The organism is Pseudoxanthomonas sp. SL93 (assembly GCF_026625825.1).
Taxonomy (GTDB): Bacteria; Pseudomonadota; Gammaproteobacteria; order Xanthomonadales; family Xanthomonadaceae; genus Pseudoxanthomonas_A.
On record NZ_CP113065.1, the window covers coordinates 2577054 to 2598141 of the forward strand.

A 21088-nucleotide genomic window follows, 5' to 3' on the forward strand; every position below is an offset into this window, starting at 1 on the left:
CTCACGGCCAGCCGTGTTCCGCTGCAACGCAACAGCCGGTTGCGCTCAGGTGGCGCGCAGCACCAGATGGGTGGGAAGGGTCTCGGACTGGGCCGGCTCGCCTTCGATCAGTCCCCGGATCTTCTTGGCCAGCAGCACGCCGGCATCCAGGAAATTCTGGTGCACCGAGGTCAGGGGCGGCACGTAGGTGGCACCCAGCGGGGTGTCGTCATAGCCGATGACCGAGACGTCTTCCGGCACGCGGCGGCCGCGCTCGATCAACGCGCGGATCGCGCCGATGGCGAGCAGGTCGCTGGCGGCGAACAGCGCATCCACCTGCGGCTGTTTTTCCAGCAGTGCATGCACGGCGTCGGCACCGGCGCTGACGGTGAAGCTGGCCACGGTCGGCGTCAGCGGGGTGATGCCATGGCGCGCCAGTGCACCGGTGAATCCTTCAAGACGCTCAGCGAACTCGCCATGCGCGGCATCTCCCAGGAAGGCCGGACGTCGACGCCCCAGCGCGATGAAGCGATCGGCGGCCAGCGCGCCGCCGCGACGGTTGTCGCTGCCCACCACCACCTGCGATTCGTGGCGGCTCACCGCACCCCAGACGACCATCGGGCGTCCCCAGCGCTGCACTTCGTGCATGGCGTCCTCATGCGCGCCCTGGCCGAGCAGGATCACGCCGTCGGCGGCCTGCACGTTGGGCAACGCGCCGCCCTGCAGCGACGTCAGCAGCACGCTGTAGCCGGTGGTGGTGAGTTCCTGGGTGATGCCGCCCAGCAGGTCCAGCGGATAGGGGCCGGACATCTGGCGCTCAACGGTGGGTTTCATTTCCACCACCACCGCCACGGTCATGCTGCGACGCAGGCGCAGGTTGCGTGCGCTGACGTTGAAGGAATAGCCGTACTGCTGCGCCACCTGGCGCACGCGCTCGCGCGTTTCCGCGTTGACCAGCGGGCTGTCCCGCAACGCACGCGACACCGTGATGGCCGAAACACCCGCCACTTTCGCCAGGTCCGCCATGGTCAGGTGATCACCGGGCGTGGGGAGCGCAGGCCGGGAACGTGCGGTACGTGGCGTGCGTTTGGCGGGGGGCATGCGGGTCACTTCCGTGCGCGGCTGGCTTCGTAGTGTGCAATATGCACGTCCACCGGCGTGGACGCGATCACCGCCGCGACGGGCTCCGGCAACAGCTCGTCCAGCGCCTTGAAGCGCAGGCAGGACTTGCCCATGTCCAGCTTCCTGCCCGCTTCCGCGTATGCCTGATGCAACGCGGCGTGGTGGGGCGAGCCTTCGCCGCAGCCCGACAGGTACAGGGCGAAGTACTGCTTCTGCGCCGCCAGCGCGACATAGGGAAGCGGTTGCCCGTTGTAGGTGACCGGATAGCGCGACAGCGGGATCTCCCAGCTGATCATTCCCCAGTTCATCCCCTCCGCATAACCCTCGGGAAGGTGGCGATTGACCAGGTCACGCACGGCTGCCACCACGGCGCGCCGTGGCTCGGGCAGTTCCTCCAGATACGCATCCACCGTTGCCGCCTTGCTGCTGACCATGGGTCTTCCCTCGCTGTCGCCCGCGCGCCGACCTTAGCGCAACCCCGGCAGGACGTCATCCGCCGCCCGCGCGCGGTGGGCTTTCGCATGTCATCCCGAGGGTCTTCGTGCGGATCCGCAGGCTGATGCGAAGTCGTGCATCACTTCATCAACGTCAGCGCAGGGTGAAATCGCGCGCAACTCCAGCGCGTTTTCGCCGTTATTTGAAAAGTGTTCATGTCGCGGCGCGGTCTGCATTCATGCAGGGGTGGTTACGGTGCGCTCGCCCTGCATCGATCCGCGGCATCACGCCGCTGGATGCAGGGCCATAAGAACACAACAGGAGAACCTCCATGACTTCGATCCGTACTTTGACGCTTGCGCTTGCTTCGCTGGTGGCCGTTTCCCCGGCCGCATTCGCACAGGATGCGTCCACGGACACTGCGTCCTCTTCCACCGGCAAGCGCTTTGCCGTGGTGGGCGGCGCCGCGATCCTGCACCCGGATTCCGATCCGCTGCCCGGCTCGCGCCTCGACATCGACGGCGACATCGCGCCGACCATCAGTGCCAGCTGGTACGCCACCGACAACATCGCGGTGGAACTGTGGGGCGCGGCCGACAAGTTCAACCATCGCGTGCGCGGCGACGCCGGCAAGATCGGCACCGTCGAGCAGCAGCCCATGGCGCTGAGTGGCCAGTACCATTTCGGTGCGCCCGACAAGGTGATGCGCCCGTTCGTGGGCCTGGGCTATTACGAGTCCAACTTCAGCAATGAAGACATCTCCGGCGGTGGCGACCACGTGGGCCTGGAAACCGCCAAGGGCGCCATCGCCACGGCGGGCGTGGACTTCAACATCAACGAGCGTTGGTTCGCCCGCGCCGATGCGCGCTACCTGAAGGGCGATGCGGAACTGCGCGTCGCCGGCCAGGGCACCGGTGAAGAGCTGACGCTGGACCCGTGGGTGGTGGGTGTGGGTATCGGCGCGCGTTTCTGATCATTCCTCGCGCTGATGCCAGCGGCGGGTCCTTCGGGGCCCGCCGTTTTCCTTTTCAGGGGGCGGCGCGACCTCGCAGGCGGTCCAGGCGGGCGACGCGCCACTTCACGCCCCACGCGTACGCCAGGTAGTAGCCCAGCAGCAGGCCTGCCACCCCGACCAGGCTGCCGTGGCCCGCCCACGCGGCCAACGCCGGGCTGGCATCGCTCTGCCAGTAGCGCGCCAGCTGGAAGAAGCCCAGCGCAATGCGCGCCGCCACCACCACCAGCAAGGCCAGCACCAGCCACGCATTCGGCTGGTAGAACACGCCCTGCGGCGCCACCTCCCACCGCGTCAGCCCTACGCCCGCCACGCCCAGCGCGGCACCGAGGGCGAGCCCCAGGCCTGCATGCATCAGGCTGTCGGGCCACCAGACCAGGCTCACCGCCGTGGCGACCAGGAAGACCGCCACCGACAGCAGCAGTCCCCATGCATTGATCAGCAACACCCAGCCGCGCGCCAGCCGGCGGGCGCGCCCATAGCGGTAGCGCTGCCACAGCGACAGCGGCAGCAACACCACCCACAGCAGGGGCAGCAACAGCAGCAGGATCAGCAGCAGGAAGGGCATGGCGGCCATGATGCCGCAACACGCGTGAGGATTGCCGGCTCAGGGGTGCTCGGCTTCGACGTGCACTTTTTCCCGCCTCAGCAGGTAGATGCCGCTGGCGACGATGATGGCCGCACCGATCCACGTGACGCCATCGGGCAGCACGCTCCAGAGCGCGAGATCCAGTGCCACGCCCCAGACGAGCGCGGTGTACTCGAGCGGCGCGATCAGCGAAGCTTCGCCGCGCCGGAACGCCTCCGTCAGCGCGACCTGCGCCAGCGAACCCGCAAGGCCGACCATGCCGATGATCCACAGGTGTCCGGCCTGCAGCGGCACCCAGCCTGGCAGCGCCAGCAGCCAGGCGCCCAGCGACAGCAGCACCATGAACCAGAACACCATCGCCTGCGTACTGTCGCGCTGGGCCAGCATGCGCACGGTGATGGCGCCGGCCGCATAGCAGACCGCCGCGATCAGGATTGCCAGGCCACCGGCCGTCAGCATGCCTTCGCCGGTGGGCCGCAGGATCACCAGCACGCCGACCAGGCCGATCACGATGGCCGCCCAGCGCCCCGCCCCGACCTTCTCGCCCAGCAGCGGACCCGCCATCGCGGTCACCAGCAGCGGCGCCACGAAGGTGATGGCATAGGCCGTGGACAACGGCATGGTGCGCAACCCGTACACGAAGCCGACCATCATGCAGATGCCCAGCAGCCCGCGCACTAGATGCAAAGGCCAGCGCACCTGCAGCAACGTGGCGGGCTTCACCGTGGCCAGCACCCACAGTGTCACCAGCGGCAGCGATGACAGGCCACGCAGCGCCGCCACCTGCAACGGTGGGTAGTGCGGCGACAGCAGCTTCAGCCCCGCATCCATCAGCGCGAACATCAGCACGGCCAGCAGCATCAGGATGATGGCGGCGGAATGGGGGTGGCGGGACGTCATGCCTCATTATCCACGGGAGCGCGACGCGGTTGGGGGCATCAGGCTAAAATTCGCCGGTACCAGCAAGGAATCCCCCATGCCCTCTTTCGACGTCGTCTCCGAAGTCAACGTGCACGAACTGACCAATGCGGTCGACCAGGCCAACCGCGAACTGTCCACCCGCTTCGACTTCAAGGGCGTGGACGCGAAGTTCGTGCTGGAGGACAAGCTGATCACCCAGTCCGCGCCGAGCGATTTCCAGCTCAAGCAGATGACCGACATCCTGCGCGCGCGCCTGATCGCGCGGCAGATCGATGCGCGCTGCCTGGACTTCGGCGAGGTGGAAACGAACCTCGCCGGCGCGCGCCAGAAAGTCACCGTGCAGCAGGGCATCGAGCAGAAGCTGGCGAAGAAGATCGTCGCCACCATCAAGGAAGCCAAACTGAAGGTGGAGGCGCAGATCAACGGCGACAAGCTGCGCGTGACCGGCAAGAAGCGCGACGACCTTCAGGACGTCATCGCCCTGCTGAAGAAGACCGAGTTCGAGCTGCCGCTGCAGTTCGACAATTTCCGTGACTGAGTTGCCTCGTGAAGACGCCGATGGCGTCGACCCCATCGCCGCCACCCGCCGCTGGGTGGAACGCGCAGTCATCGGCCTGAACCTGTGCCCGTTCGCCAAGGCCGTCTACGTCAGGCAGCAGGTGCGCTTCGTGCTGAGTGATGCCTCCACCCCGGAGGCGCTGCTGGAGGAACTGGCCGAGGAGCTGGTGCTGCTGCGCGACACCGACCCGGCTGAGATCGACACCACGCTGATCGTCCACCCGGATGTGTTGACGGACTTCCTGGACTACAACGATTTCCTCGACAACGCCGACGCCGCCATCGAGGCGCTCGACCTGCAGGGGGAGCTGCAGGTGGCGAGTTTCCACCCGGACTACCAGTTCGCCGGCACGGCGCCGGACGACATCAGCAACTACACCAACCGTTCGCCCCACCCCACCCTGCACCTGCTGCGCGAAGCCAGCATCGACCGCGCGGTGGAGGCCTTCCCCGATGCGGACGTCATCGTCGAGCGCAACGTGAAGACACTGGACGCGCTGGGGCACGCCGGCTGGGCGAGGCTGTTTGCTGATTGAGGTCGGGCGGGTTTGCTGTAGGAGCGACGTAAGTCGCGACCGGGAGTCTTTTCCACCATGACCCCCACCAGCACGCCCGCGCCCTAAAGCCACATCGCATCCCAGTACGGGTACTTCCCGATCTCCTCGACCAATCCGGCACGCAGCGGATTGGCAACCACATATCGCGCAGCTATCCGCAGATCATCATCGCGCCGCATGGCCCGGTCATGGAAGCTGGCTTCCCAGACTCGCCGCGGGCTCCCTCTGCTTGCCGGGTACGCCCGGGCCGTATTCGCCTTCAGCCTCTGCACGCACACGGATAACGTCTCCATCGGGCCCAGTTCGATCAGGCCGTGCCAATGGTCCGGCATCAGGACCCAGGCCAGAAGGCGCGAGCGATACCACAGGCGCTTGTCGGTGATGGCGCGCGCGACGGCATGCGCCGCTGCCGGGTCGGAGAACAACGGCCTGCGATCACGCGTGACGCACGTGACCAGGTAAGCCTGTCCAGATATCGATGCGCGACCGCGGCGGAGTGCCGCATGGCCATGCAGGGTCCTCTTCGCAGTGCCATCCATGCCGACCAACATGGCTAGAAGCTGCGTTAGACGACATCAGGAGATGACAGAAATCCTTGTAGGACTTTGCCGTGCGGTCGCGACTTACGTCGCTCCTACAGGGCGAGCCCCAGCCGCTGCTCCAGCAGCACGCGCGCATCATGCAGCGACGGCAGGATGGTGTGGCCGAGTGCGCGAACGGCGTCGTCGGGCTCCAGCAGGTCCGGGATCTGGATGGGGTGCATGCCGGCCGCCAGTGCCGCACGCACGCCGGTGGGTGAATCCTCAAGCACCAGACACAGCGCTGGATCGACATCCAGCGAGCAAGCCGCCAGCAGATAGACATCGGGCGCAGGCTTGGGGTGTTCGACGTCGCTGCTGGTGCAGACCGCGTCGAAGTACGGCAACAGCTGCGAGGCTTCTAGCTTGCGCAGGGCCAGCGGCCGGCGCGTGGACGTGGCGACAGCGCGCGGAATGCCGCGCGAGCGCAGGAACTCCAGCATCTCGATGATGCCGGGGCGGTGCGGCATGCCCGTCGCCACGATGGCGTCGTACAACGCATGCGAGCGCTGCAGGATCAGCTCGCGCTTCGCCTCGCCCACGGCTTCATCCAGCAGATGCCGGCATACGGCCTCACTGTGGCCGACCATCGACAGCCACAGCACCTCGGGAAGGTCGTGGCCGAGCTCGCGCGCGGCTTCCGCCAGGCAACCGATGATCGCGCGCTCGCTGTCCAGCATCAGGCCGTCCATGTCGAAGATGACCGCGACGGGCGCGAACGGCAAGGAAGGATCCTTCACGCATCGGCCTCGAACAGGCGGCGCAGATCGCCTTCATCCAGAAGACGCCACTGTCCGGGCGAGAGATCGCCCAGCGTCAGTCCCCCGATGCGGCTGCGATGCAGCGCCTCCACGTGGTTGCCGACGGCGGCGAACATGCGACGCACCTGGTGGTAACGACCTTCGGTGAGCGTGACCTGCCCATGGCGCGGATCGATCACGTGCAAGCCGGCCGGCGCCAGCGGCGTCTGCTCCGACTCCAGCATCAACGTGCCACTGGCGAAGACCGCGCCTTCGTCACCGCGCAGATCCTGCGCCAGCGTGACGTCATAGACCTTGGGCAGGTTGGCCTTCGGCGAAATGATCCGGTGCAGCAGTCCACCGTCGTCGGTGAGCAGCAACAGGCCACTGGTCTCGCGGTCCAGCCGTCCCACCGTGGACAGCACCGGCGAGCGCTCGCGGAAACGCGACGGGAACAGGTCGTAGACGATGCGGCCGGTGTCCTTGGTCGAGCAGGTGTAGCCGACGGGCTTGTGCAGCAGGATCGCCAGCCCCGGCGCCGGATCGAGCGGCTCGCCATCCACGCGGATGTTGTCGTGGTCGACGGGATCATCGGCGTACAGCACCTCGCCCGCGGCGTCGGTGATGCGGCCTTCGCGGAACATCCATTGCACCTGCTTGCGGCTGCCGTAGCCCAGGTTGGCGATGTGCTTGACGATCTTCATGCGCTCAACGCCTCGCCTTGACGGCAGCGATGACTTTGAAGCCATCGCGTTCGCCCGCCACGCGCACGTCGCCGAAGCGCTCGTTCAGTATCTGCTCGTACGGCAGATGGCGATTGGCGACCAGCCAGAGGCGGCCGCCCGGCTTCAACGCCTCGGCGGCCACGCTGATGAAACGCTGGCCGATGTCGGGACGATCGGCACGGCTTTGCGTATGGAACGGCGGATTGCTGACGATGAAGTCATAGCGCGCCGGCAGCCCGCGGGTGACGTCGTGCCACAGGAACTGGCGTGTAGCGGACGACGTGGAATCGGCCAGGTTGGTTTCGGCCAGTGCCAGCGCACGTGCTTCGGCCTCGTAAAGATCCAGCGCGGTGATCTTCGGGCAGCGCGCCAGCAGTTCGCTGGACAGGTAGCCGTAGCCCGCACCGAGATCCGCGCCCTGGCCGGCGATGTCGGCAGGCAGGTGCTCGACCAGCAGGGCGGAAGCCGGATCGATGCGGTTCCATGCGAACACACCGGGACGACTCAGGAAGCGACCGCCTTCGATGCGGCGCGGCGCATCGAGCGATGTCCACTTCTCCAGCAGCGCAATGTCGGCCGCCTCATGCAGGGGCCGCGTCCAGAAGGTGCGGCAGTGGAACTTGGTCAGCGTGCCCGCCAGGCCGGCGAGCTGCTTGAGGTCCGCCTCGCCCGACTTGGCGCCTTCGTTGTTGGTCATGCCGGCCACCACGATGCCGCCGGGCGCCGCCAGCTGCACCGCGCGCGCCAGCAGCGCGCGCGCTTCTTCACGCTGGCGCGGCGGCAACACCAGCACCAGCGGGTAGCGCGTGGCCGATGACGACGGCGATGCTTCGGCAATGACCTGGAGGCCGGCGTGCTCGAGCGCTTCCGCATCGGGACGGAAGCTCTGCTCGCATACCAGCTGCGACAACGGGAACTGGCGCAGCGCGGCGCCATCGCGCGCGCGCAGGAACAGCACCGGCCCGCTCGGCCAAGCCACCTGGCCCTGCACGAACGGCAGCATCAGCGCATCCAGCGCGGGATCGGAGTATCGGAAAGCCAAGGGGCACCGCCAGCAGGAAAACAGATGGCGATTCTAACCGGCCGCGTGCCTGCCTCCGGCAGCGACCGTTGCCTGCACGGCGTGGCCGCCGGTCGGCGCATTGATACCGCGGTTAAAAAAATGTTGCACATCGAAAACAACCGGCGTATCGTGCGCGGCCTTCGGCCCCTGCGGCTGTTTTTTCACCAGAACGATTTCCATGAAGCCCGCGCACTCCATCACCAACACGCTTGACCTGCAGCCATCGCGCTGCGGCCTGCGCGTGCGTGCGTATGCGTTCGATGCCAACCCCGGCAACGAATCCGCGCGGCATCTGGCCACCTGACATCCGGCTGACTCCCAGGGAGATCGGCCACCCCGATCTCCCGAGGAAACGCGAACGCCCTCGGGTCGCAAGCCGCGGGGGCGTTTTGTTTCCAGCGTTCGCGGAGGATGCGCATGCATCGACCAGGTTCCATCCATTCCACCACGGAAATTCCTTTCCGCCCTGAAGCATCCGGGTAACGCGCCTGCGCGTCCCGAGGCAGGGGCGCGGCTGCAACCGGCGCATGTGCGCTGCGTTGTGATGCTTCGACGCGAGCGGCGCGGGGAATGGACACCACAAGGGCGCATGGCGCCCGCACGGATTGCCGTTGGCGACAGCCGGCAATGAGGAACATCGATCGAACACGCTACAGCGGTGCGGGCTTGTGTCCCGTCCGGTGCGCGCGGCGTTGCCGTGGCGTATGCCGAAGCGTGGGAGGAGGTGTTCCTCGAGCGGACGATAGCTCAGAGGCAGAGCAGCGGCGCATGCCGTTGGCCACCGGTTCGAATCCGGTTCGTCCACCACTGGATAGCTCAGATGGTTAGAGCATCGGACTGTTAATCCGACTGTCGCGGGTTCGATTCCCGCTCCAACGCCTGAAAAGGCACATGACCTTTCACGTCATGACATGGGGACGCAAGTCCCACCCCGGAAACGCCCCGTGCGGCGTGACGCTTTCCCGCGACGGAGCGCAGGAAGACGGCATGTCGCAGCGGGGACGAAGCCGGCACCGCGCCCTCGACGCGGAGGCGCGCAGCGTTCGATGCGGTCCACCGATCGCACCCTCGTTGCGAAGCATCCGCGGACAGCGCCGGCCGCCCGCCTCGCCTCCGTCCAGGGGCGTTTCCACCTTCTTCCGTCGATCGCAGTGTGCGGTCGGCACACCATCGTCGTGGCGTTCGATCCTCCACGACGGTGTTCCCCAACGGATCGAACCACCAGAGCCAACAAGGAGAACAACGCCATGCTTCTGAACAGCATGTCCTGGACCAAGAGGGTCGTGATCGGTGACGGCGAGCGCGGCCTGGTGTATCGCAACCGTCGGTTCGAGCAGCTGCTCGCGCCCGGCGTGTACCGCTGGTTCGACCCGATGGGTCGCATCGAAGTACGCACCTTCAACATCGCCGCGCCGGAATACGCCGGCCACGACGTCGACGCGCTGATCGCGCGCCTGGGCGAACGCCTGGGCGACACCTTCGTCCTCGCCGACATCGGGGTGGACCAGGTCGGCCTGGTGCTGAAGAACGGCAAGCTGGAAGACGTGCTGCCGCCCGGCACGCGACGCCTGTACTGGGTCGGCCTGGTGAAGGTCGACGTGCAGGCCGTGTCGCTCGCCACGCCGGACGTGGACGTCGCCGTCGCGCGGCGCCTGCGCCAGCTGGGTGCGCTGTCGAAGCTGGCGGTGGTGGCCGATGTGCCGGCGGAGTTCGCCGGCCTGGTCTTCATCGATGGCAAGCTCGAGCGCACGCTGGCACCGGGCAGCTACGCCTTCTGGAACTTCCAGAAGAACGTGGTGGTGGATGTGGTCGACCTGCGCGTGCAGTCGATCGAGGTCTCGGGCCAGGAACTGCTGACCCGCGACAAGGTCAGCCTGCGCGTGAACCTGGCCGCCAGCACCCGCGTCACCGACGTGGTGGCGGCGCGGACCAAGGTCGCGAAGGTCGGCGACTTCGTCTACCGCGAACTGCAGTACGGCCTGCGCAAGGCGGTTTCCGCCAAGACGCTGGACGAACTGCTGGGCGACAAGGCCTCGCTGGACGCCGATATCTTCGCCTACGTGCGCGGCCAGTTGACCGGCTTCGGCGTGGAAGTGCTGGGCGTCGGCGTGAAGGACGTGATCCTGCCGGGCGAGATGAAGGAGATCCTCAACGGGGTGGTGCAGGCGGAGAAGACGGCGCAGGCCAACGTGATCCGCCGCCGCGAGGAGGCGAACGCCACGCGTTCCCTGCTCAACACCGCAAAGCTGATCGACGAGTCGCCGGTGCTCATGCGCCTGAAGGAGCTCGAGGCGCTGGAAAAGGTCACCGAGAAGATCGACAAGCTCACCGTGTTCGGCGGCCTGGATGGCGTGCTGAAGCAATTGGTGACGTTGAAGTAGTAAAGCCGGTCGCGGTGGACGGAACCACCGCTTCCGGCTTCAATGGAATGACGACATGAGTACGCAAACACACTTCGAACTGCTGCACGCCGAGGGCAGCACCACGCCGATCAAGGGCTGGGTGCGCGGCGTGCCCCTGGACCAGGGCGCCCACGAGCAGCTGCGGAACATCGCGGCGATTCCGTTCGTCGGTCCGTGGGTCGCGGTGATGCCCGACGTGCACCTGGGCAAGGGCGCCACCGTGGGTTCGGTCATCCCGACCCGCGGCGCCATCATCCCCGCCGCCGTCGGCGTGGACATCGGCTGCGGCATGGCTGCAGTGCGCACCACGCTGCGCGCGAAGGACCTGCCGGACAGCCTGGCGCAGTTGCGCTCGAGCATCGAACGCAGCGTGCCGGTAGGCAACGGTCGCGGTGGCGAGCACTGGAAATTGCCGGACAGCATCGCCACGCGCATCGCGCAGTCGGGGCTGGAACCGCGCCTGGAGGCGATCAAGCAGAAGCACCGCAAGATCCGCACCGACAAGCTGGACCGCCAGATCGGCACGCTGGGCGGCGGCAACCACTTCATCGAGATCTGCCTGGACGAGGCCGACGCGGTGTGGGTGATGCTGCACAGCGGTTCACGCGGCACCGGCAACCTGATCGGCACGTATTTCATCGAGCGAGCGCGCGAGCAGCTGGCGCACCGCGTGCTCGGCTTCCACCTGCCGGACAAGGACCTGGCCTTCTTCATGGAAGGCGAGCCCCTGTTCGACGACTACGTGGAAGCGGTGTCGTGGGCGCAGGACTATGCCCGCGAGAACCGTGAGGCGATGATGTCGCGCGTGCTGGCCGAGATGCGCCACCGCCTGCCGAAGTTCCAGTTGGAGAAGATGGCAGTCAACTGCCACCACAACTACGTGCAGAAGGAAATGCACGGCGGCATGGACCTGCTGGTCACCCGCAAGGGCGCGGTGAGCGCGCGTGCTGGCGAGCTGGGGATCATCCCCGGCAGCATGGGCGCGAAGAGCTTCATCGTGCGTGGCAAGGGCAACGCGGACAGCTTCCACAGCTGCAGCCACGGGGCCGGCCGCGTGCTGAGCCGTACCGCCGCGCGCCAGCAGATCACGCTGTCGCAGCACCGCGAGGCCACGGCGCACGTCGAATGCCGCAAGGACGCCGGCGTGATCGACGAGTCGCCGGCGGCCTACAAGGACATCGACGCCGTGATGGCCGCGCAGAGCGACCTGGTTGAGGTCGTCCACACGCTGCACCAGGTGGTGTGCATCAAGGGGTGAGCTTCGGCTCGCCCCTCTTTTTTTACCGCCATTGCGGTTGTGGGAGTGGTGCCGGCATTGCTGGCACCACTCCCACAACCTCGGGGAGGCTACCCCTGAAGTTCCCTCAACGTCACCGACGGCGGCGCATCCAGCACCTTGCGCGTGGCGAACAGCCCGGCGCCCAGTGCCGCCAGCATGCCCAGCCCGCCACCGATGGCGGCCAGCTGCCAGTTCGCCTTCCACGGCAGGTCGAACACCTGCGTGGCGACGACGCCCGACAGCACGGAAGCTGCGATCGCCGCGACCAGGCCCGCGAGCAGACCGATGGCCGCGAACTCCGACGCCTGGGCCAGACGCAGCTGGCGACGGCTGCCGCCCAGCACGCGCATCACGCCACCTTCGAGCAGGCGTTCGTCCTGGCTGGCGCTTACCGCCGCCATCAGCACCAGCAGGCCCGCCGCCAGCGAGAACCAGAACACCACCTGCACCACCAGCGACACCTGTTCGGCGGTGCTGCGGACCTGCTTCAGGACCGCCTCCACGTCGACCACCGACAGGTTGGGGAACTGCCCGACCAGATCACGGGTGAACGTGGTGGACCCGGCGGGCACGCTGACCGCGGTGATGTAGCTGGCGGCATAGCCATCCAGTGCGCCGGGCGATGCCACGACGAAGAAGTTCGGCCGGAAGCTTTCCCAGTCGACGCTGCGCAGGCTGGTGATGCGGCCTTCGAAACGCTGGCCCGCGATATCGAAGGCGACGCGGTCGCCGATCTTCCAGCCCAGCGACTCGGCGAATTCCTCTTCCACCGACAGCTCCGGCGATGAAGGCGTCCTTCCGGTCCAGAATTCGCCGGCGGTCACCACGTTGTCGTCGCGCAGCGCGTCGGCCATGGACAGGTTGAATTCGCGGTCGGCGCGGCGCTGCGTACGCTCGTCCTGTTCGGCGTAGTCCTCGCCGCGGGTCGGCTTGCCGTTGAGTTCCAGCAGGCGGCCGCGGATCATCGGGTACAGCGTGGCCTCGCCCAGTTCGCGCTGCGCCATGAAGGCGCGCACCGGATCCAGCTGGTCCTGCTGCACGTTGATGATGAAGCGGTTCGGCGCATCCTTGGCCAGCGCCAGCTGCCAGCGGTCCAGCAGGTCGGTGCGCACGAACGTCAGCAGCAGCAGTGCCATCAGGCCCAGGCCCAGCGCGGAAATCTGCGCGATGCTGGTGCTGGCGCGCCGGCTGACGTTGGCCAGGCCGTAACGCAGGCTGCCGCGCAGGCGCGAGCGCAACCGGCGCACCAGCACGATCAGCAGCCAGGCCAGCAGCGCTAGGACGGCCAGCGTGCCCGCGATGCCGACCAGCATCGCCGTGCCCAGCGTGGCCGAGCCTGCCTTCCACCACAGCAGCGCACCCAGGCCGCCGATACCCGCCAGGCCGACCAGCCAGGCGCTGGGTTCGGTCGGGTCCAGGTCGCGGCGCAGCACGCGCAGCGCAGGCACGCGGCGCAGCGCGAGCACCGGCGGCGCACCGAACGCCAGCAGCACCACCATGCCCACGCCATAACCCTGCAGTGCGGGCAGCAGGCCTGCCGGTGGAATGTCGATCTTCAACGCCTGCTGCAGCCAGCTGCCGATGCCCCACTGCAGGCCGAAGGCGATCAGCACGCCCACCGTGCACGCGGCCAGGCCGAGCAGGATCAGTTCGCCGACATGGATGCCGACCAGCGTGCGCTGCTGGGCGCCCAGGCAGCGCATCACCGCCGTGCCGGAAAGATGGCGTTCGCTGTGCCGGCGCGCGGCCATCGCCACCGCGACGGCGGCCAATACGACCGAAACCAGCGCGGCCAGGCCCAGGAAGCGGCTGGCGCGGTCCAGCGCGGAGCGCACTTCCGGGCGTGCATCGCGGATGGTCTCCATGCGCTGGCCGCGCGCGAGTTGCGGCTCCACCTGGTCGGTGAACTGCTCCACGGCGGCGGCATCACCGGCGACGACCAGCCGGTAGCGCAGGCGGCTGCCTTCCTGCACCAGGCCGGTGGAGGGAAGGTCGGCGAGATTGAGGAAGACTTTCGGTGCGACGTTGAAGTAATCCAGCGCCGCGTCGGGCTCCTGCACGACCAGTGCGGCGAGCTTCAACTGGCGCGTGCCGATGCCGATCTCGTCGCCGAGTCTGGCGCCGAGCGTCTCGGCCCCCGCCTGGCTGATCCACAGCGTGCCCGGCGCGGGAATGCCCGCGGCATCGCGCTCCGTGCGATCCGACGCATCGACGATACGGAATGCGCCACGCAGCGGGAAGCCTTCGCCCAGTGCCCGCAGGTCACCCAGCGACAGCGCCTCGCCGGCGCGGATCATGCTCTGCAGTTCCTGCGTCTCGGTGGCCTTCAATCCCGGCGCCTGGGCCAACCGACGCAACGCGGCCGACGGCGCGGTATCACCGCGGACCACCACGTCGCCACCCAGCAGGCGGTTGGCTTCGATGGCCAGCGCGCGTTCGGCACGATCGGTGACGAAGCCGACCGACGTCACCGCGACGACGGCCAGCACCAGTGCGGCGAACAGGATGCGGATATCGCCCGCCACCAGGTCGCGGCGCAGCTGGCGCCAGGCCAGCAGCAGCGTCCTCATGCCCGCGCATCCTCGCTGGCGAGCAGGCGGCCGGCCTCCATGCGCAGGCGGCGCTGGCAGCGCTCCGCCAGGTGTTCATCGTGGGTGACCAGGACCAGGGTGGTGCCGGTGTCCGCGTTCAGCGCGAACAGCAGGTCGATGATGGCCTGCCCGGTGTGCGTGTCGAGGTTGCCGGTGGGCTCGTCGGCGAACAGCAGCGCGGGCCGCGTCACGAACGCGCGCGCCAGCGCGACGCGCTGCTGCTCACCGCCCGACAGCTGTCGCGGATAGTGCCCCAGCCGCTGGCCCAGGCCGACCTTCTCGAGGATCTGCCGGGCCGGCCCTTCCACGTCGGTGTCGCCCCGCAGTTCCAGTGGCAGCATGACGTTCTCCAGCGCCGTAAGCGAGGGCAGCAGCTGGAAACTCTGGAAGACGAAGCCGACCTTCTCGCCACGCACGCGCGCACGGCCATCCTCGTCCATCGTGGACAACGACTCGCCGTCCAGCAGCACCGTGCCCACGCTGGGCACATCCAGGCCGGCCAGCAGCGACAGCAGCGTGCTCTTGCCGGAGCCCGAGGCGCCCACGATGGCGACGGTGTCGCCGTGATCGATGCGGAAGCCGACGTCCTCCAGGATGGTCAGGTCGCCCCCCGGGAGCGGCACATGCTTGCCCAGGCCGGATACCTGCAGGACAGGTTGCGTGCGGGGTGAACCGGCTTCAGTGTGCAGTCTGCTGGAATCGGCCATCATCGTCTCGTCGGTCATGTCGTCGATCATCAGGAGCGCGGATTAAATGTTCTTTAATTCTTTCAGGTATGGGGCCGTGCGGGTGGGCGCGCAATGGGCTTTGGGTCTCGCCGTGATGCTGCTGGTCGCATTATCCGCACGGCCTGCCGCAGCCCAGAGCGCGCAGGCCAAGCCCGCAGCCGCCGCACGCACGGTCCTGGTGATGGGCGATTCGCTGTCGGCCGCCTACGGGCTTTCGCCCGCGCAGGGCTGGGTGGCGCTGACCGCGGACCGCATCGGCAAGACCCGACCCGGCTGGCGCGTGGTCAATGCCAGCGTCAGTGGCGAAACCACCGCCGGCGGCGCTTCCCGCATCGCCGCGGAAATGCAGCGCCATCGTCCCGCCGTGGTGGTGATCGAACTGGGCGCCAATGATGGCCTGCGTGGGCTGCCGCTGGCACAGACCCGCGCCAACCTGGAGAAGATGATCAAGGCCGCGCAGGCCGGCAAGGCCAAGGTGCTGCTGGTCGGCATGCGCATGCCGCCCAACTACGGGCCGGACTACACGCGCGGCTTCGAGCAGAACTACACCGCGCTGGCCAAGCAGTACAACACCGCGCTGCTGCCCTTCCTGCTGGAACCGATCGCGCTGGATCGCGCCGCGTACCAGGCCGACAACCTGCACCCGGTCGCCAGCGCGCAACCGAAGCTGCGCGACCATGTGTGGAAAGCACTGGATCCGCTGTTGAAGTGACCGCATGTCGGGTGGCGGAGCAGCGTAGGAGTTTTCCTACACGCAGGCGCGGTTTCTCCCGAATGTGATAACCGGCACATTCGCGCACGCTATGCAGGCCGGATCCCTGCCCGGCGTCGCCCGTGCTGGAGATCACCATGCCCCGTCTACTTTTCACCATCGTCGCTGCCGCCAGCGGCTGGCAACTCTATGAGGGCGAGTACGGCCGCAACTGGTTCGAGACCCTCGGTGATGCGCGCGAGAACGCCAAGCTGCTCGCGGCCACCCTGCACCAGCACCATGGCATCCCCACTGCCGTGGTCATCGAGATGACCAGCAACGAGTCGGTGCTGCTGGCGCGACACGGCTGAGCCGGTCGCCGCATGGCCGGGCGCGCTGCAGCAGCCGGCCCCATTGCCCCGTGGCATGATCCCCGCTCCATCAACGGAGGCCGCACCATGGGCAAGCAGGCGTTCGAGGAATCATTGGCGCAGGGCCGGCATCGTCAACTGGCCGAGATGGCCGGCGAGTGGGAGGGGCGCTTCCGCCTGTGGTTCACCCGGGATGAACTGGCCTGTGAAGCCCCGCAACGCGGGCGCATCCGCAGCGTACTGGGCGGCCGGTTCCTGATGCACGAGTACGAAAGCCGCTTCAACGACGAACCCATCGAGGGCATCGTGCTGTACGGCTATCACCTGGACGACGGCAACTGGGAGTCGGCCTGGGTGGAAAGTTTCGGCACCGGCACCAGCATCATGTTCTCCACGGGCGGCGGCGACCCGAACCCCAATGTGCTGGGCAGCTATGGCGACGGCCAGGGCGGGCCCCGCTGGGGCTGGCGCACCACGCTGGAACAACCCGACCCGGACACGCTGGTCATCACCATGTTCAACATCACCCCGCAGGGCGAAGAGATGCGCGCGGTGGAGACCCACTACACCCGCGTCAGGTGACCGGAGCCGGCCGTTGCAATGCGGGAGTGATCAGGCCGCGACGCCCGACAGCTGGCGCAGCACCTGCTCGAACACCTCCACCGGTTGCCCGCCCTGCACCAGGTGGCGGTCGTTGAAGATCACCGAGGGCACGGCGCGGATGCCGTGCTGCTGGTAGAACTGTTCGCGTTCGCGTACCTGCGCGGCGAAGGTACCCGCATCGATCACCCGTCGCGCTTCGGCACCCTCCAGCCCGACGGACGCGGCGATGTCCACCAGCGTATCGGGATCGGACACGTTGCCTCCTTCCCCGTGGTACGCCCGCAGCAGCGCGTGCTTGAGTGCACGCTGCGGCGCCGCCCCCTGTTCGCCCGCCCAATGCAGCAGTCGGTGCGCATCGAAGGTGTTGTAGATGCGGTCGCGCTTCTGCAGGTCGAACCTGAAGCCGAGCGCCTCGCCACGCTGGCGCAGCGACTCGCCGTTTTGCGCGAGCTGTTCGGGCGTCAGCCCGTACTTGCGCCCCAGGTGCTCGGCGATGGACTCACCTTCCGGTCCCATGTCCGGATTGAGCTCGAACGGCTGGAAGCGCAGCTCGACCTGCAGTCCGTTGCCGATGCGGGCCATGGCGCGCTCCAGCGCCGCCAGGCCGATCGCGCACCACGGGCAGGCGACGTCGGAGACGAAATCGATCTTCACCGGGTTCGACATGCGCTGCGCCTCACTCGTTCGCCGTGTTCTTGTACACACGCCCCTGCTTCATCACGAAGCCGACGTTCTCGAGCAGTGCCACATCCTGCAGCGGGTCGCCATCGACGGCGATCAGGTCCGCGTAGTAGCCCGGCTTCAGTACGCCGACCTCCTTCTCGATGCCGAACAGGCGCGCGTTGACCACCGTCGCCGAGCGGATGGCCTGCAGCGGCGTCATGCCGAACTGCACCATGCGCGAGAGCTGGCGCGCGTTCTGGCCGTGCGGGTACACGCCGCCGTCGGTGCCGAACCCCATGATGGCGCCGGCCTGGTGCGCCTTGCGGAAATTCTCGCGCTGGGTGGCGCCCACACGACGTTCCTTCTCCAGCGACTCGGGCAGGAAGCCGGCCTTCTCGCCTTCGCCGAGGATGTACTCGGTGTTGTAGATGTCCATCACCAGCACGGTGCCGCCCTTCTTCGCCAGCGCGATGCCTTCGTCGTCGATGAAGCTGGCGTGCTCGATGGAGTCCACGCCGGCCAGCAGCGCATTGCGGATGCCGGTGGCGCCATGCGCATGCGAAGCGACCTTGCGGCCCAGGCTGTGCGCCTCGTCGACCAGCGCCTTCAGTTCTTCCAGCGAATACTGCGGCGCGCCGACTTCGGTGCCCTTGGACAGCACGCCGCCGGTGGAACAGGTCTTGATGAAGTCGGCGCCGAACTTGACGTTCTGCCGCACCTTCTGCCGCGCGGCCCACGGGCCGTCGGCCACGCCTTCGCCCACGGCCTTGTACTCCGCCGGCAGCAGGTTGTTGTCGCTGCAGTGGCCGCCGGTGATGCCGACCGACACGCCGCCGGCGAGGATGCGCGGACCTTCGACTTCGCCCGCCGCGATCGCATCGCGCAGCGCCACGTCGGCATACCCGGGCGAGCCGGGCACGCGCACGGTGGTGAACCCGGCCAGCAGCGTCACGCGTGCATTCTTGGCGCCCTTGATGGCGGCCGCGGGCAGCGAGATGGCCAGCCGGCGATAGCCCTGCAGGTCGGCATCGCCATGCAGGTGCACATGCGCATCCATCAGGCCGGGCAGCACGGTCTTCGTCGACAGGTCATGGACCGTCGCACCGGCGGGCACCGGCGTGCTCGCGGCGGGACCGACAGCGGTGATGCGCGCGTCCTCGATGACGATGGCCTGGTCGGCCAGCAGGCGGCCGGATTCCACGTCCAGCAGGCGGCCGGCCTTGACGTAGGTCGTGGCGGCGAACGCGGGTGCGGCAGCGGACAGCAGGACGGCAACGGCCAACAGGGACGGACGGCGCATGGGCGCTCCAGAGAAAGAAGATCAGGCGAATGTACCAAGGCTACGGGTGGGAGCGACGTGAGTCGCGACGTTTTCCCGTGGTCGATGGTCCCGGTCATGGACGGACGACCACGACGCGAGACCGATGCACCTGACGACGGCCTCTACTTCCCGTCGCGACTCACGTCGCTCGCACCGCTTCAGCACCCGCCAGACAGAGCACCGTTGCCGCGCGGGTGCGCGGGCGACTCAGACCGGCGTCGGATTGCGGTACTTGAAGCCTGCCTGGTGCCAGTACGGGTACGGCTTCGGGCGCTGGCTGGCGGCATCCAGCTTCGCCACCTGCGCGGGCGTCAGGTTCCAGCCCACCGCACCGAGGTTCTGCTGCAGCTGCTCCTCGTTGCGCGCGCCGATCACCACCGTGCTGACGGTGGGGCGCTGCAGCAGCCAGTTCAGCGCGACCTGCGGGATGGTCTTCCCGGTCTCCTGCGCGACTTCGTCCAGCGCATCGACCACGTCGTAGAGATAGTCCAGTTCCACCTGCGGACCGGCGTCGTTGGCGGTCTGCGACTGCAGGCGGCTGGTTTCCGGCAGGGGCTGGCCGCGGCGGATCTTGCCGGTCAGGCGACCCCAGCCCAGCGGACTCCAGACTACGGCGCCTACGCCCTGGTCGGCCGCCAGCGGCATCAGCTCCCACTCGTAGTCGCGGCCGACCAGCGAGTAGTAAGCCTGGTGCGCCACGTAGCGCGACCAGCCGTGGCGATCGGAGACGGCCAGCGACTTCATCAGGTGCCAGCCGGAGAAATTGGATACGCCCAGGTAGCGGAGCTTGCCCGCCTTCACCAGCGTGTCGAGCGTGGAAAGCACTTCCTCGGCGGGCGTGCGCGCATCGAAGCCATGCAGCTGGAACAGGTCGATGTAGTCCGTGCCCAGCCGCTTAAGGGCGCCATCGACGGCGTTGATCAGGTGATGGCGCGACGAGCCCACCTGGTTCTCGCCATCGCCGAACCGGAAGGTGGCCTTGGTGGAAATGATCAGCGAGTCGCGCGGGCGGCCCTTGATGGCCTCGCCCAGGATGGATTCGGCCGCGCCCTTCGAATAGACGTCGGCGCTGTCGAACATGTTCAGGCCGGCATCCATGCACAGGTCGACCATGCGGCGTGCCTGGGCGACATCGGTGCTGCCCCAGGCGCTGAACAGCGCACCCTCGCCACCGAAGGTGCCGGTGCCGAAACTGAGGACGGGGACGCGGAAGCCGGACGCACCGAGGTAGCGGTGCTCCATGGGCGGATGTTCCATGGGGAATGTTCCAGAAGCGGGGGGAGTGCGCCATTGCACTCCCCCTGCACCTCGGCGGCAAGCCCCGCGATGGAAAACTTTGTCGCGCGCGGGAACGCTCAGTTGGGGCTGGCGGCGGGGCGCACGATGATCTCGCTGACGTCCACGTCGTCGGGTTGTTCCACCGCGTAGGCGATGGCGCGCGCGATGGCCTCGGCGGGAATGGCGACTTGGCGGAAGTCCTCCAGCCACGCCTTGATGCCGGCATCGCTGGTGGTTTCGGCCAGTTCGCTGGTGGTCACGCCCGGCGACACCACGGTGACGCGCAGGTTGTCGTGTTCCTGCCGCAGGCCTTCGGAGATGGCCAGCACCGCGTGCTTGGTGGCGCAGTAGACCGAGGCGCTGGGCCACACGCGGTGGCCTGCCGTCGAGGCGATGTTGATGACCTGTCCGCCACCCTGCGCCTGCATCACCGGCAGCACCGCGGCGATGCCGTGCAGCACGCCGCGGATGTTGACGTCGATCATCTGGTTCCATTCGTCGATCTTCAGCGCGGCCAGCGGCGACAGCGGCATGACGCCGGCATTGTTGACGATGACGTCGAGGCGGCCGAACTGCGCGCGGGCGAAATCGACGAACGCCTGCACGTCGTCCAGGCGGGTGACGTCGAGCGTGCGGTAGCGGGCCACGCCGCCCGCGGCTTCGATGCCGACGGCCAGCTGTTCAAGCCGGTCGGCACGGCGCGCGCCCAGGACAACGCGTGCGCCGCGGCGGGCGAGTTCACGCGCGGCGGCCTCGCCGATGCCGCTGCTGGCACCGGTGATGGCGATGACTTTTCCTTCGATTCCGGACATGGGAGTAGTACCTCGTTGGGGGAACGGCGCGGGCTGCGCCGGAGCGGAGCGAAGTCTGGGCGCGCCAGCC

24 protein-coding genes and 2 tRNA genes are annotated in these 21088 nt (G+C 67.7%); 11 read left to right on the forward strand and 15 right to left on the reverse strand.

Going from position 1 to position 21088, the window contains the following annotated elements; all coding sequences use genetic code 11:
- Nucleotides 1–45: 45 nt before the first annotated feature.
- Entirely contained in the window at nt 46–1080 is a 1035-nt protein-coding gene (locus tag OVA13_RS12205) for a LacI family DNA-binding transcriptional regulator (protein WP_324288208.1), read from the reverse strand.
- A 5-nt stretch (nt 1081–1085) separates the two neighbouring features.
- Nucleotides 1086–1535: a DUF1801 domain-containing protein gene (locus OVA13_RS12210; protein ID WP_267790752.1), complete on the reverse strand. Its 450-nt coding sequence runs from the start codon at nt 1533–1535 to the stop codon at nt 1086–1088.
- Nucleotides 1536–1867: 332 nt separating this feature from the next.
- On the opposite strand from OVA13_RS12210, the gene OVA13_RS12215 reads away from it, so the two are divergent.
- Nucleotides 1868–2509, forward strand: coding sequence for an OmpW/AlkL family protein (locus tag OVA13_RS12215; protein ID WP_267790753.1), 642 nt, complete (start codon nt 1868–1870; stop codon nt 2507–2509).
- Between the two features lie 55 nt (nt 2510–2564).
- Here OVA13_RS12215 and OVA13_RS12220 read toward each other — a convergent pair whose 3' ends face one another.
- On the reverse strand, nt 2565–3125 hold the full coding sequence (locus tag OVA13_RS12220) for a DUF1453 domain-containing protein (protein ID WP_267790754.1): 561 nt from the start codon (nt 3123–3125) through the stop codon (nt 2565–2567).
- 30 nt (nt 3126–3155) lie between these two features.
- Nucleotides 3156–4037, reverse strand: a complete 882-nt coding sequence (locus OVA13_RS12225) for a DMT family transporter (RefSeq protein WP_267790755.1) — start codon at nt 4035–4037, stop codon at nt 3156–3158.
- Nucleotides 4038–4113: 76 nt separating this feature from the next.
- Here OVA13_RS12225 and OVA13_RS12230 point away from each other — a divergent pair, with 76 nt between their 5' ends.
- Together OVA13_RS12230 and OVA13_RS12235 are read left to right on the forward strand one after the other, a co-directional pair.
- Complete coding sequence (locus OVA13_RS12230; RefSeq protein WP_267790756.1) at nt 4114–4596, forward strand: YajQ family cyclic di-GMP-binding protein; 483 nt, start codon at nt 4114–4116, stop codon at nt 4594–4596.
- 1 nt (nt 4597) lies between these two features.
- The gene (locus tag OVA13_RS12235; protein WP_267793520.1) at nt 4598–5152 is read left to right on the forward strand and encodes a DUF1415 domain-containing protein; all 555 of its coding nucleotides are present in this window, start codon (nt 4598–4600) and stop codon (nt 5150–5152) included.
- Between the two features lie 83 nt (nt 5153–5235).
- Here the strand turns inward: OVA13_RS12235 and OVA13_RS12240 are convergent, their stop codons facing one another.
- From OVA13_RS12240 to OVA13_RS12260, 5 genes are all read right to left on the reverse strand, one after another.
- On the reverse strand, nt 5236–5724 hold the full coding sequence (locus OVA13_RS12240; protein ID WP_267790757.1) for an REP-associated tyrosine transposase: 489 nt from the start codon (nt 5722–5724) through the stop codon (nt 5236–5238).
- Nucleotides 5725–5807: 83 nt separating this feature from the next.
- Nucleotides 5808–6491 carry an HAD family hydrolase gene (locus OVA13_RS12245; protein WP_267790758.1) on the reverse strand — a complete coding sequence of 228 codons (684 nt, stop codon included), beginning with the start codon at nt 6489–6491 and terminating at the stop codon, nt 5808–5810.
- Nucleotides 6488–7195 carry a pseudouridine synthase gene (locus tag OVA13_RS12250; RefSeq protein ID WP_267790759.1) on the reverse strand — a complete coding sequence of 236 codons (708 nt, stop codon included), beginning with the start codon at nt 7193–7195 and terminating at the stop codon, nt 6488–6490. The genes OVA13_RS12245 and OVA13_RS12250 overlap by 4 nt, the downstream gene beginning before the upstream one ends.
- A gap of 4 nt (nt 7196–7199) precedes the next feature.
- Entirely contained in the window at nt 7200–8219 is a 1020-nt protein-coding gene (locus OVA13_RS12255) for a class I SAM-dependent methyltransferase (protein WP_267793521.1), read from the reverse strand.
- Between the two features lie 72 nt (nt 8220–8291).
- Nucleotides 8292–8459, reverse strand: coding sequence for a hypothetical protein (locus OVA13_RS12260; RefSeq protein ID WP_267790760.1), 168 nt, complete (start codon nt 8457–8459; stop codon nt 8292–8294).
- On the opposite strand from OVA13_RS12260, the gene OVA13_RS12265 reads away from it, so the two are divergent.
- The 5 genes from OVA13_RS12265 to OVA13_RS12285 all read left to right on the forward strand — a co-directional run bounded on the left by OVA13_RS12265 (nt 8458) and on the right by OVA13_RS12285 (nt 11939).
- Nucleotides 8458–8583, forward strand: a complete 126-nt coding sequence (locus OVA13_RS12265; RefSeq protein WP_267790761.1) for a hypothetical protein — start codon at nt 8458–8460, stop codon at nt 8581–8583. The genes OVA13_RS12260 and OVA13_RS12265 overlap by 2 nt on opposite strands.
- 433 nt (nt 8584–9016) lie before the next feature.
- Nucleotides 9017–9086, forward strand: a tRNA-OTHER gene (locus OVA13_RS12270).
- A 2-nt stretch (nt 9087–9088) separates the two neighbouring features.
- Nucleotides 9089–9154: transfer RNA gene (locus tag OVA13_RS12275), tRNA-Asn, on the forward strand.
- A gap of 387 nt (nt 9155–9541) precedes the next feature.
- Entirely contained in the window at nt 9542–10660 is a 1119-nt protein-coding gene (locus OVA13_RS12280) for a slipin family protein (RefSeq protein ID WP_267793522.1), read from the forward strand.
- 55 nt (nt 10661–10715) lie between these two features.
- Nucleotides 10716–11939, forward strand: a complete 1224-nt coding sequence (locus tag OVA13_RS12285) for an RtcB family protein (protein WP_267790762.1) — start codon at nt 10716–10718, stop codon at nt 11937–11939.
- Between the two features lie 89 nt (nt 11940–12028).
- On the opposite strand, the gene OVA13_RS12290 is transcribed toward OVA13_RS12285, so the two are convergent.
- Both OVA13_RS12290 and OVA13_RS12295 read right to left on the reverse strand, forming a co-directional pair.
- Nucleotides 12029–14530 carry an ABC transporter permease gene (locus tag OVA13_RS12290; RefSeq protein WP_267790763.1) on the reverse strand — a complete coding sequence of 834 codons (2502 nt, stop codon included), beginning with the start codon at nt 14528–14530 and terminating at the stop codon, nt 12029–12031.
- Nucleotides 14527–15276, reverse strand: coding sequence for an ABC transporter ATP-binding protein (locus tag OVA13_RS12295; protein WP_267790764.1), 750 nt, complete (start codon nt 15274–15276; stop codon nt 14527–14529). The genes OVA13_RS12290 and OVA13_RS12295 overlap by 4 nt, the downstream gene beginning before the upstream one ends.
- A 97-nt stretch (nt 15277–15373) precedes the next feature.
- On the opposite strand from OVA13_RS12295, the gene OVA13_RS12300 reads away from it, so the two are divergent.
- The 3 genes from OVA13_RS12300 to OVA13_RS12310 all read left to right on the forward strand — a co-directional run bounded on the left by OVA13_RS12300 (nt 15374) and on the right by OVA13_RS12310 (nt 16923).
- Entirely contained in the window at nt 15374–15991 is a 618-nt protein-coding gene (locus OVA13_RS12300) for an arylesterase (protein WP_324288287.1), read from the forward strand.
- Nucleotides 15992–16128: 137 nt separating this feature from the next.
- Nucleotides 16129–16341 (forward strand): hypothetical protein, encoded by a 213-nt coding sequence (locus OVA13_RS12305; protein ID WP_267790765.1) that lies wholly within the window; start codon nt 16129–16131, stop codon nt 16339–16341.
- A gap of 87 nt (nt 16342–16428) precedes the next feature.
- A complete protein-coding gene (locus OVA13_RS12310; protein WP_267790766.1) occupies nt 16429–16923 on the forward strand; it encodes a DUF1579 domain-containing protein in 495 nt (164 codons plus the stop codon).
- A 30-nt stretch (nt 16924–16953) separates the two neighbouring features.
- On the opposite strand, the gene OVA13_RS12315 is transcribed toward OVA13_RS12310, so the two are convergent.
- The 4 genes from OVA13_RS12315 to OVA13_RS12330 form a co-directional block, all read right to left on the reverse strand.
- Complete coding sequence (locus tag OVA13_RS12315; RefSeq protein WP_267790767.1) at nt 16954–17610, reverse strand: DsbA family oxidoreductase; 657 nt, start codon at nt 17608–17610, stop codon at nt 16954–16956.
- Between the two features lie 10 nt (nt 17611–17620).
- The gene (locus OVA13_RS12320) at nt 17621–18907 is read right to left on the reverse strand and encodes a Xaa-Pro dipeptidase (protein ID WP_267790768.1); all 1287 of its coding nucleotides are present in this window, start codon (nt 18905–18907) and stop codon (nt 17621–17623) included.
- A gap of 228 nt (nt 18908–19135) precedes the next feature.
- Entirely contained in the window at nt 19136–20170 is a 1035-nt protein-coding gene (locus OVA13_RS12325; RefSeq protein ID WP_267793524.1) for an aldo/keto reductase, read from the reverse strand.
- Between the two features lie 113 nt (nt 20171–20283).
- Nucleotides 20284–21018 carry an SDR family oxidoreductase gene (locus OVA13_RS12330; RefSeq protein ID WP_267790769.1) on the reverse strand — a complete coding sequence of 245 codons (735 nt, stop codon included), beginning with the start codon at nt 21016–21018 and terminating at the stop codon, nt 20284–20286.
- Nucleotides 21019–21088 lie beyond the last annotated feature (70 nt).

Excerpts from the sequence above, each read along its gene's own strand:
- OVA13_RS12205 (WP_324288208.1), bottom strand. The coding sequence starts at position 1,080 with ATGCCCCCCGCCAAACGCACGCCACGTACCGCACGTTCCCGGCCTGCG.
- OVA13_RS12210 (WP_267790752.1), bottom strand. The coding sequence starts at position 1,535 with ATGGTCAGCAGCAAGGCGGCAACGGTGGATGCGTATCTGGAGGAACTG.
- OVA13_RS12215 (WP_267790753.1), top strand. The coding sequence starts at position 1,868 with ATGACTTCGATCCGTACTTTGACGCTTGCGCTTGCTTCGCTGGTGGCC.
- OVA13_RS12220 (WP_267790754.1), bottom strand. The coding sequence starts at position 3,125 with ATGGCCGCCATGCCCTTCCTGCTGCTGATCCTGCTGCTGTTGCTGCCC.
- OVA13_RS12225 (WP_267790755.1), bottom strand. The coding sequence starts at position 4,037 with ATGACGTCCCGCCACCCCCATTCCGCCGCCATCATCCTGATGCTGCTG.
- OVA13_RS12230 (WP_267790756.1), top strand. The coding sequence starts at position 4,114 with ATGCCCTCTTTCGACGTCGTCTCCGAAGTCAACGTGCACGAACTGACC.
- OVA13_RS12240 (WP_267790757.1), bottom strand. The coding sequence starts at position 5,724 with ATGTTGGTCGGCATGGATGGCACTGCGAAGAGGACCCTGCATGGCCAT.
- OVA13_RS12250 (WP_267790759.1), bottom strand. The coding sequence starts at position 7,195 with ATGAAGATCGTCAAGCACATCGCCAACCTGGGCTACGGCAGCCGCAAG.
- OVA13_RS12255 (WP_267793521.1), bottom strand. The coding sequence starts at position 8,219 with ATGCTGCCGTTCGTGCAGGGCCAGGTGGCTTGGCCGAGCGGGCCGGTG.
- OVA13_RS12265 (WP_267790761.1), top strand. The coding sequence starts at position 8,458 with ATGAAGCCCGCGCACTCCATCACCAACACGCTTGACCTGCAGCCATCG.
- OVA13_RS12260 (WP_267790760.1), bottom strand. The coding sequence starts at position 8,459 with ATGGAAATCGTTCTGGTGAAAAAACAGCCGCAGGGGCCGAAGGCCGCG.
- OVA13_RS12280 (WP_267793522.1), top strand. The coding sequence starts at position 9,542 with ATGTCCTGGACCAAGAGGGTCGTGATCGGTGACGGCGAGCGCGGCCTG.
- OVA13_RS12285 (WP_267790762.1), top strand. The coding sequence starts at position 10,716 with ATGAGTACGCAAACACACTTCGAACTGCTGCACGCCGAGGGCAGCACC.
- OVA13_RS12290 (WP_267790763.1), bottom strand. The coding sequence starts at position 14,530 with ATGAGGACGCTGCTGCTGGCCTGGCGCCAGCTGCGCCGCGACCTGGTG.
- OVA13_RS12295 (WP_267790764.1), bottom strand. The coding sequence starts at position 15,276 with ATGACCGACGAGACGATGATGGCCGATTCCAGCAGACTGCACACTGAA.
- OVA13_RS12300 (WP_324288287.1), top strand. The coding sequence starts at position 15,374 with ATGCTGCTGGTCGCATTATCCGCACGGCCTGCCGCAGCCCAGAGCGCG.
- OVA13_RS12305 (WP_267790765.1), top strand. The coding sequence starts at position 16,129 with ATGCCCCGTCTACTTTTCACCATCGTCGCTGCCGCCAGCGGCTGGCAA.
- OVA13_RS12310 (WP_267790766.1), top strand. The coding sequence starts at position 16,429 with ATGGGCAAGCAGGCGTTCGAGGAATCATTGGCGCAGGGCCGGCATCGT.
- OVA13_RS12315 (WP_267790767.1), bottom strand. The coding sequence starts at position 17,610 with ATGTCGAACCCGGTGAAGATCGATTTCGTCTCCGACGTCGCCTGCCCG.
- OVA13_RS12320 (WP_267790768.1), bottom strand. The coding sequence starts at position 18,907 with ATGCGCCGTCCGTCCCTGTTGGCCGTTGCCGTCCTGCTGTCCGCTGCC.
- OVA13_RS12325 (WP_267793524.1), bottom strand. The coding sequence starts at position 20,170 with ATGGAGCACCGCTACCTCGGTGCGTCCGGCTTCCGCGTCCCCGTCCTC.
- OVA13_RS12330 (WP_267790769.1), bottom strand. The coding sequence starts at position 21,018 with ATGTCCGGAATCGAAGGAAAAGTCATCGCCATCACCGGTGCCAGCAGC.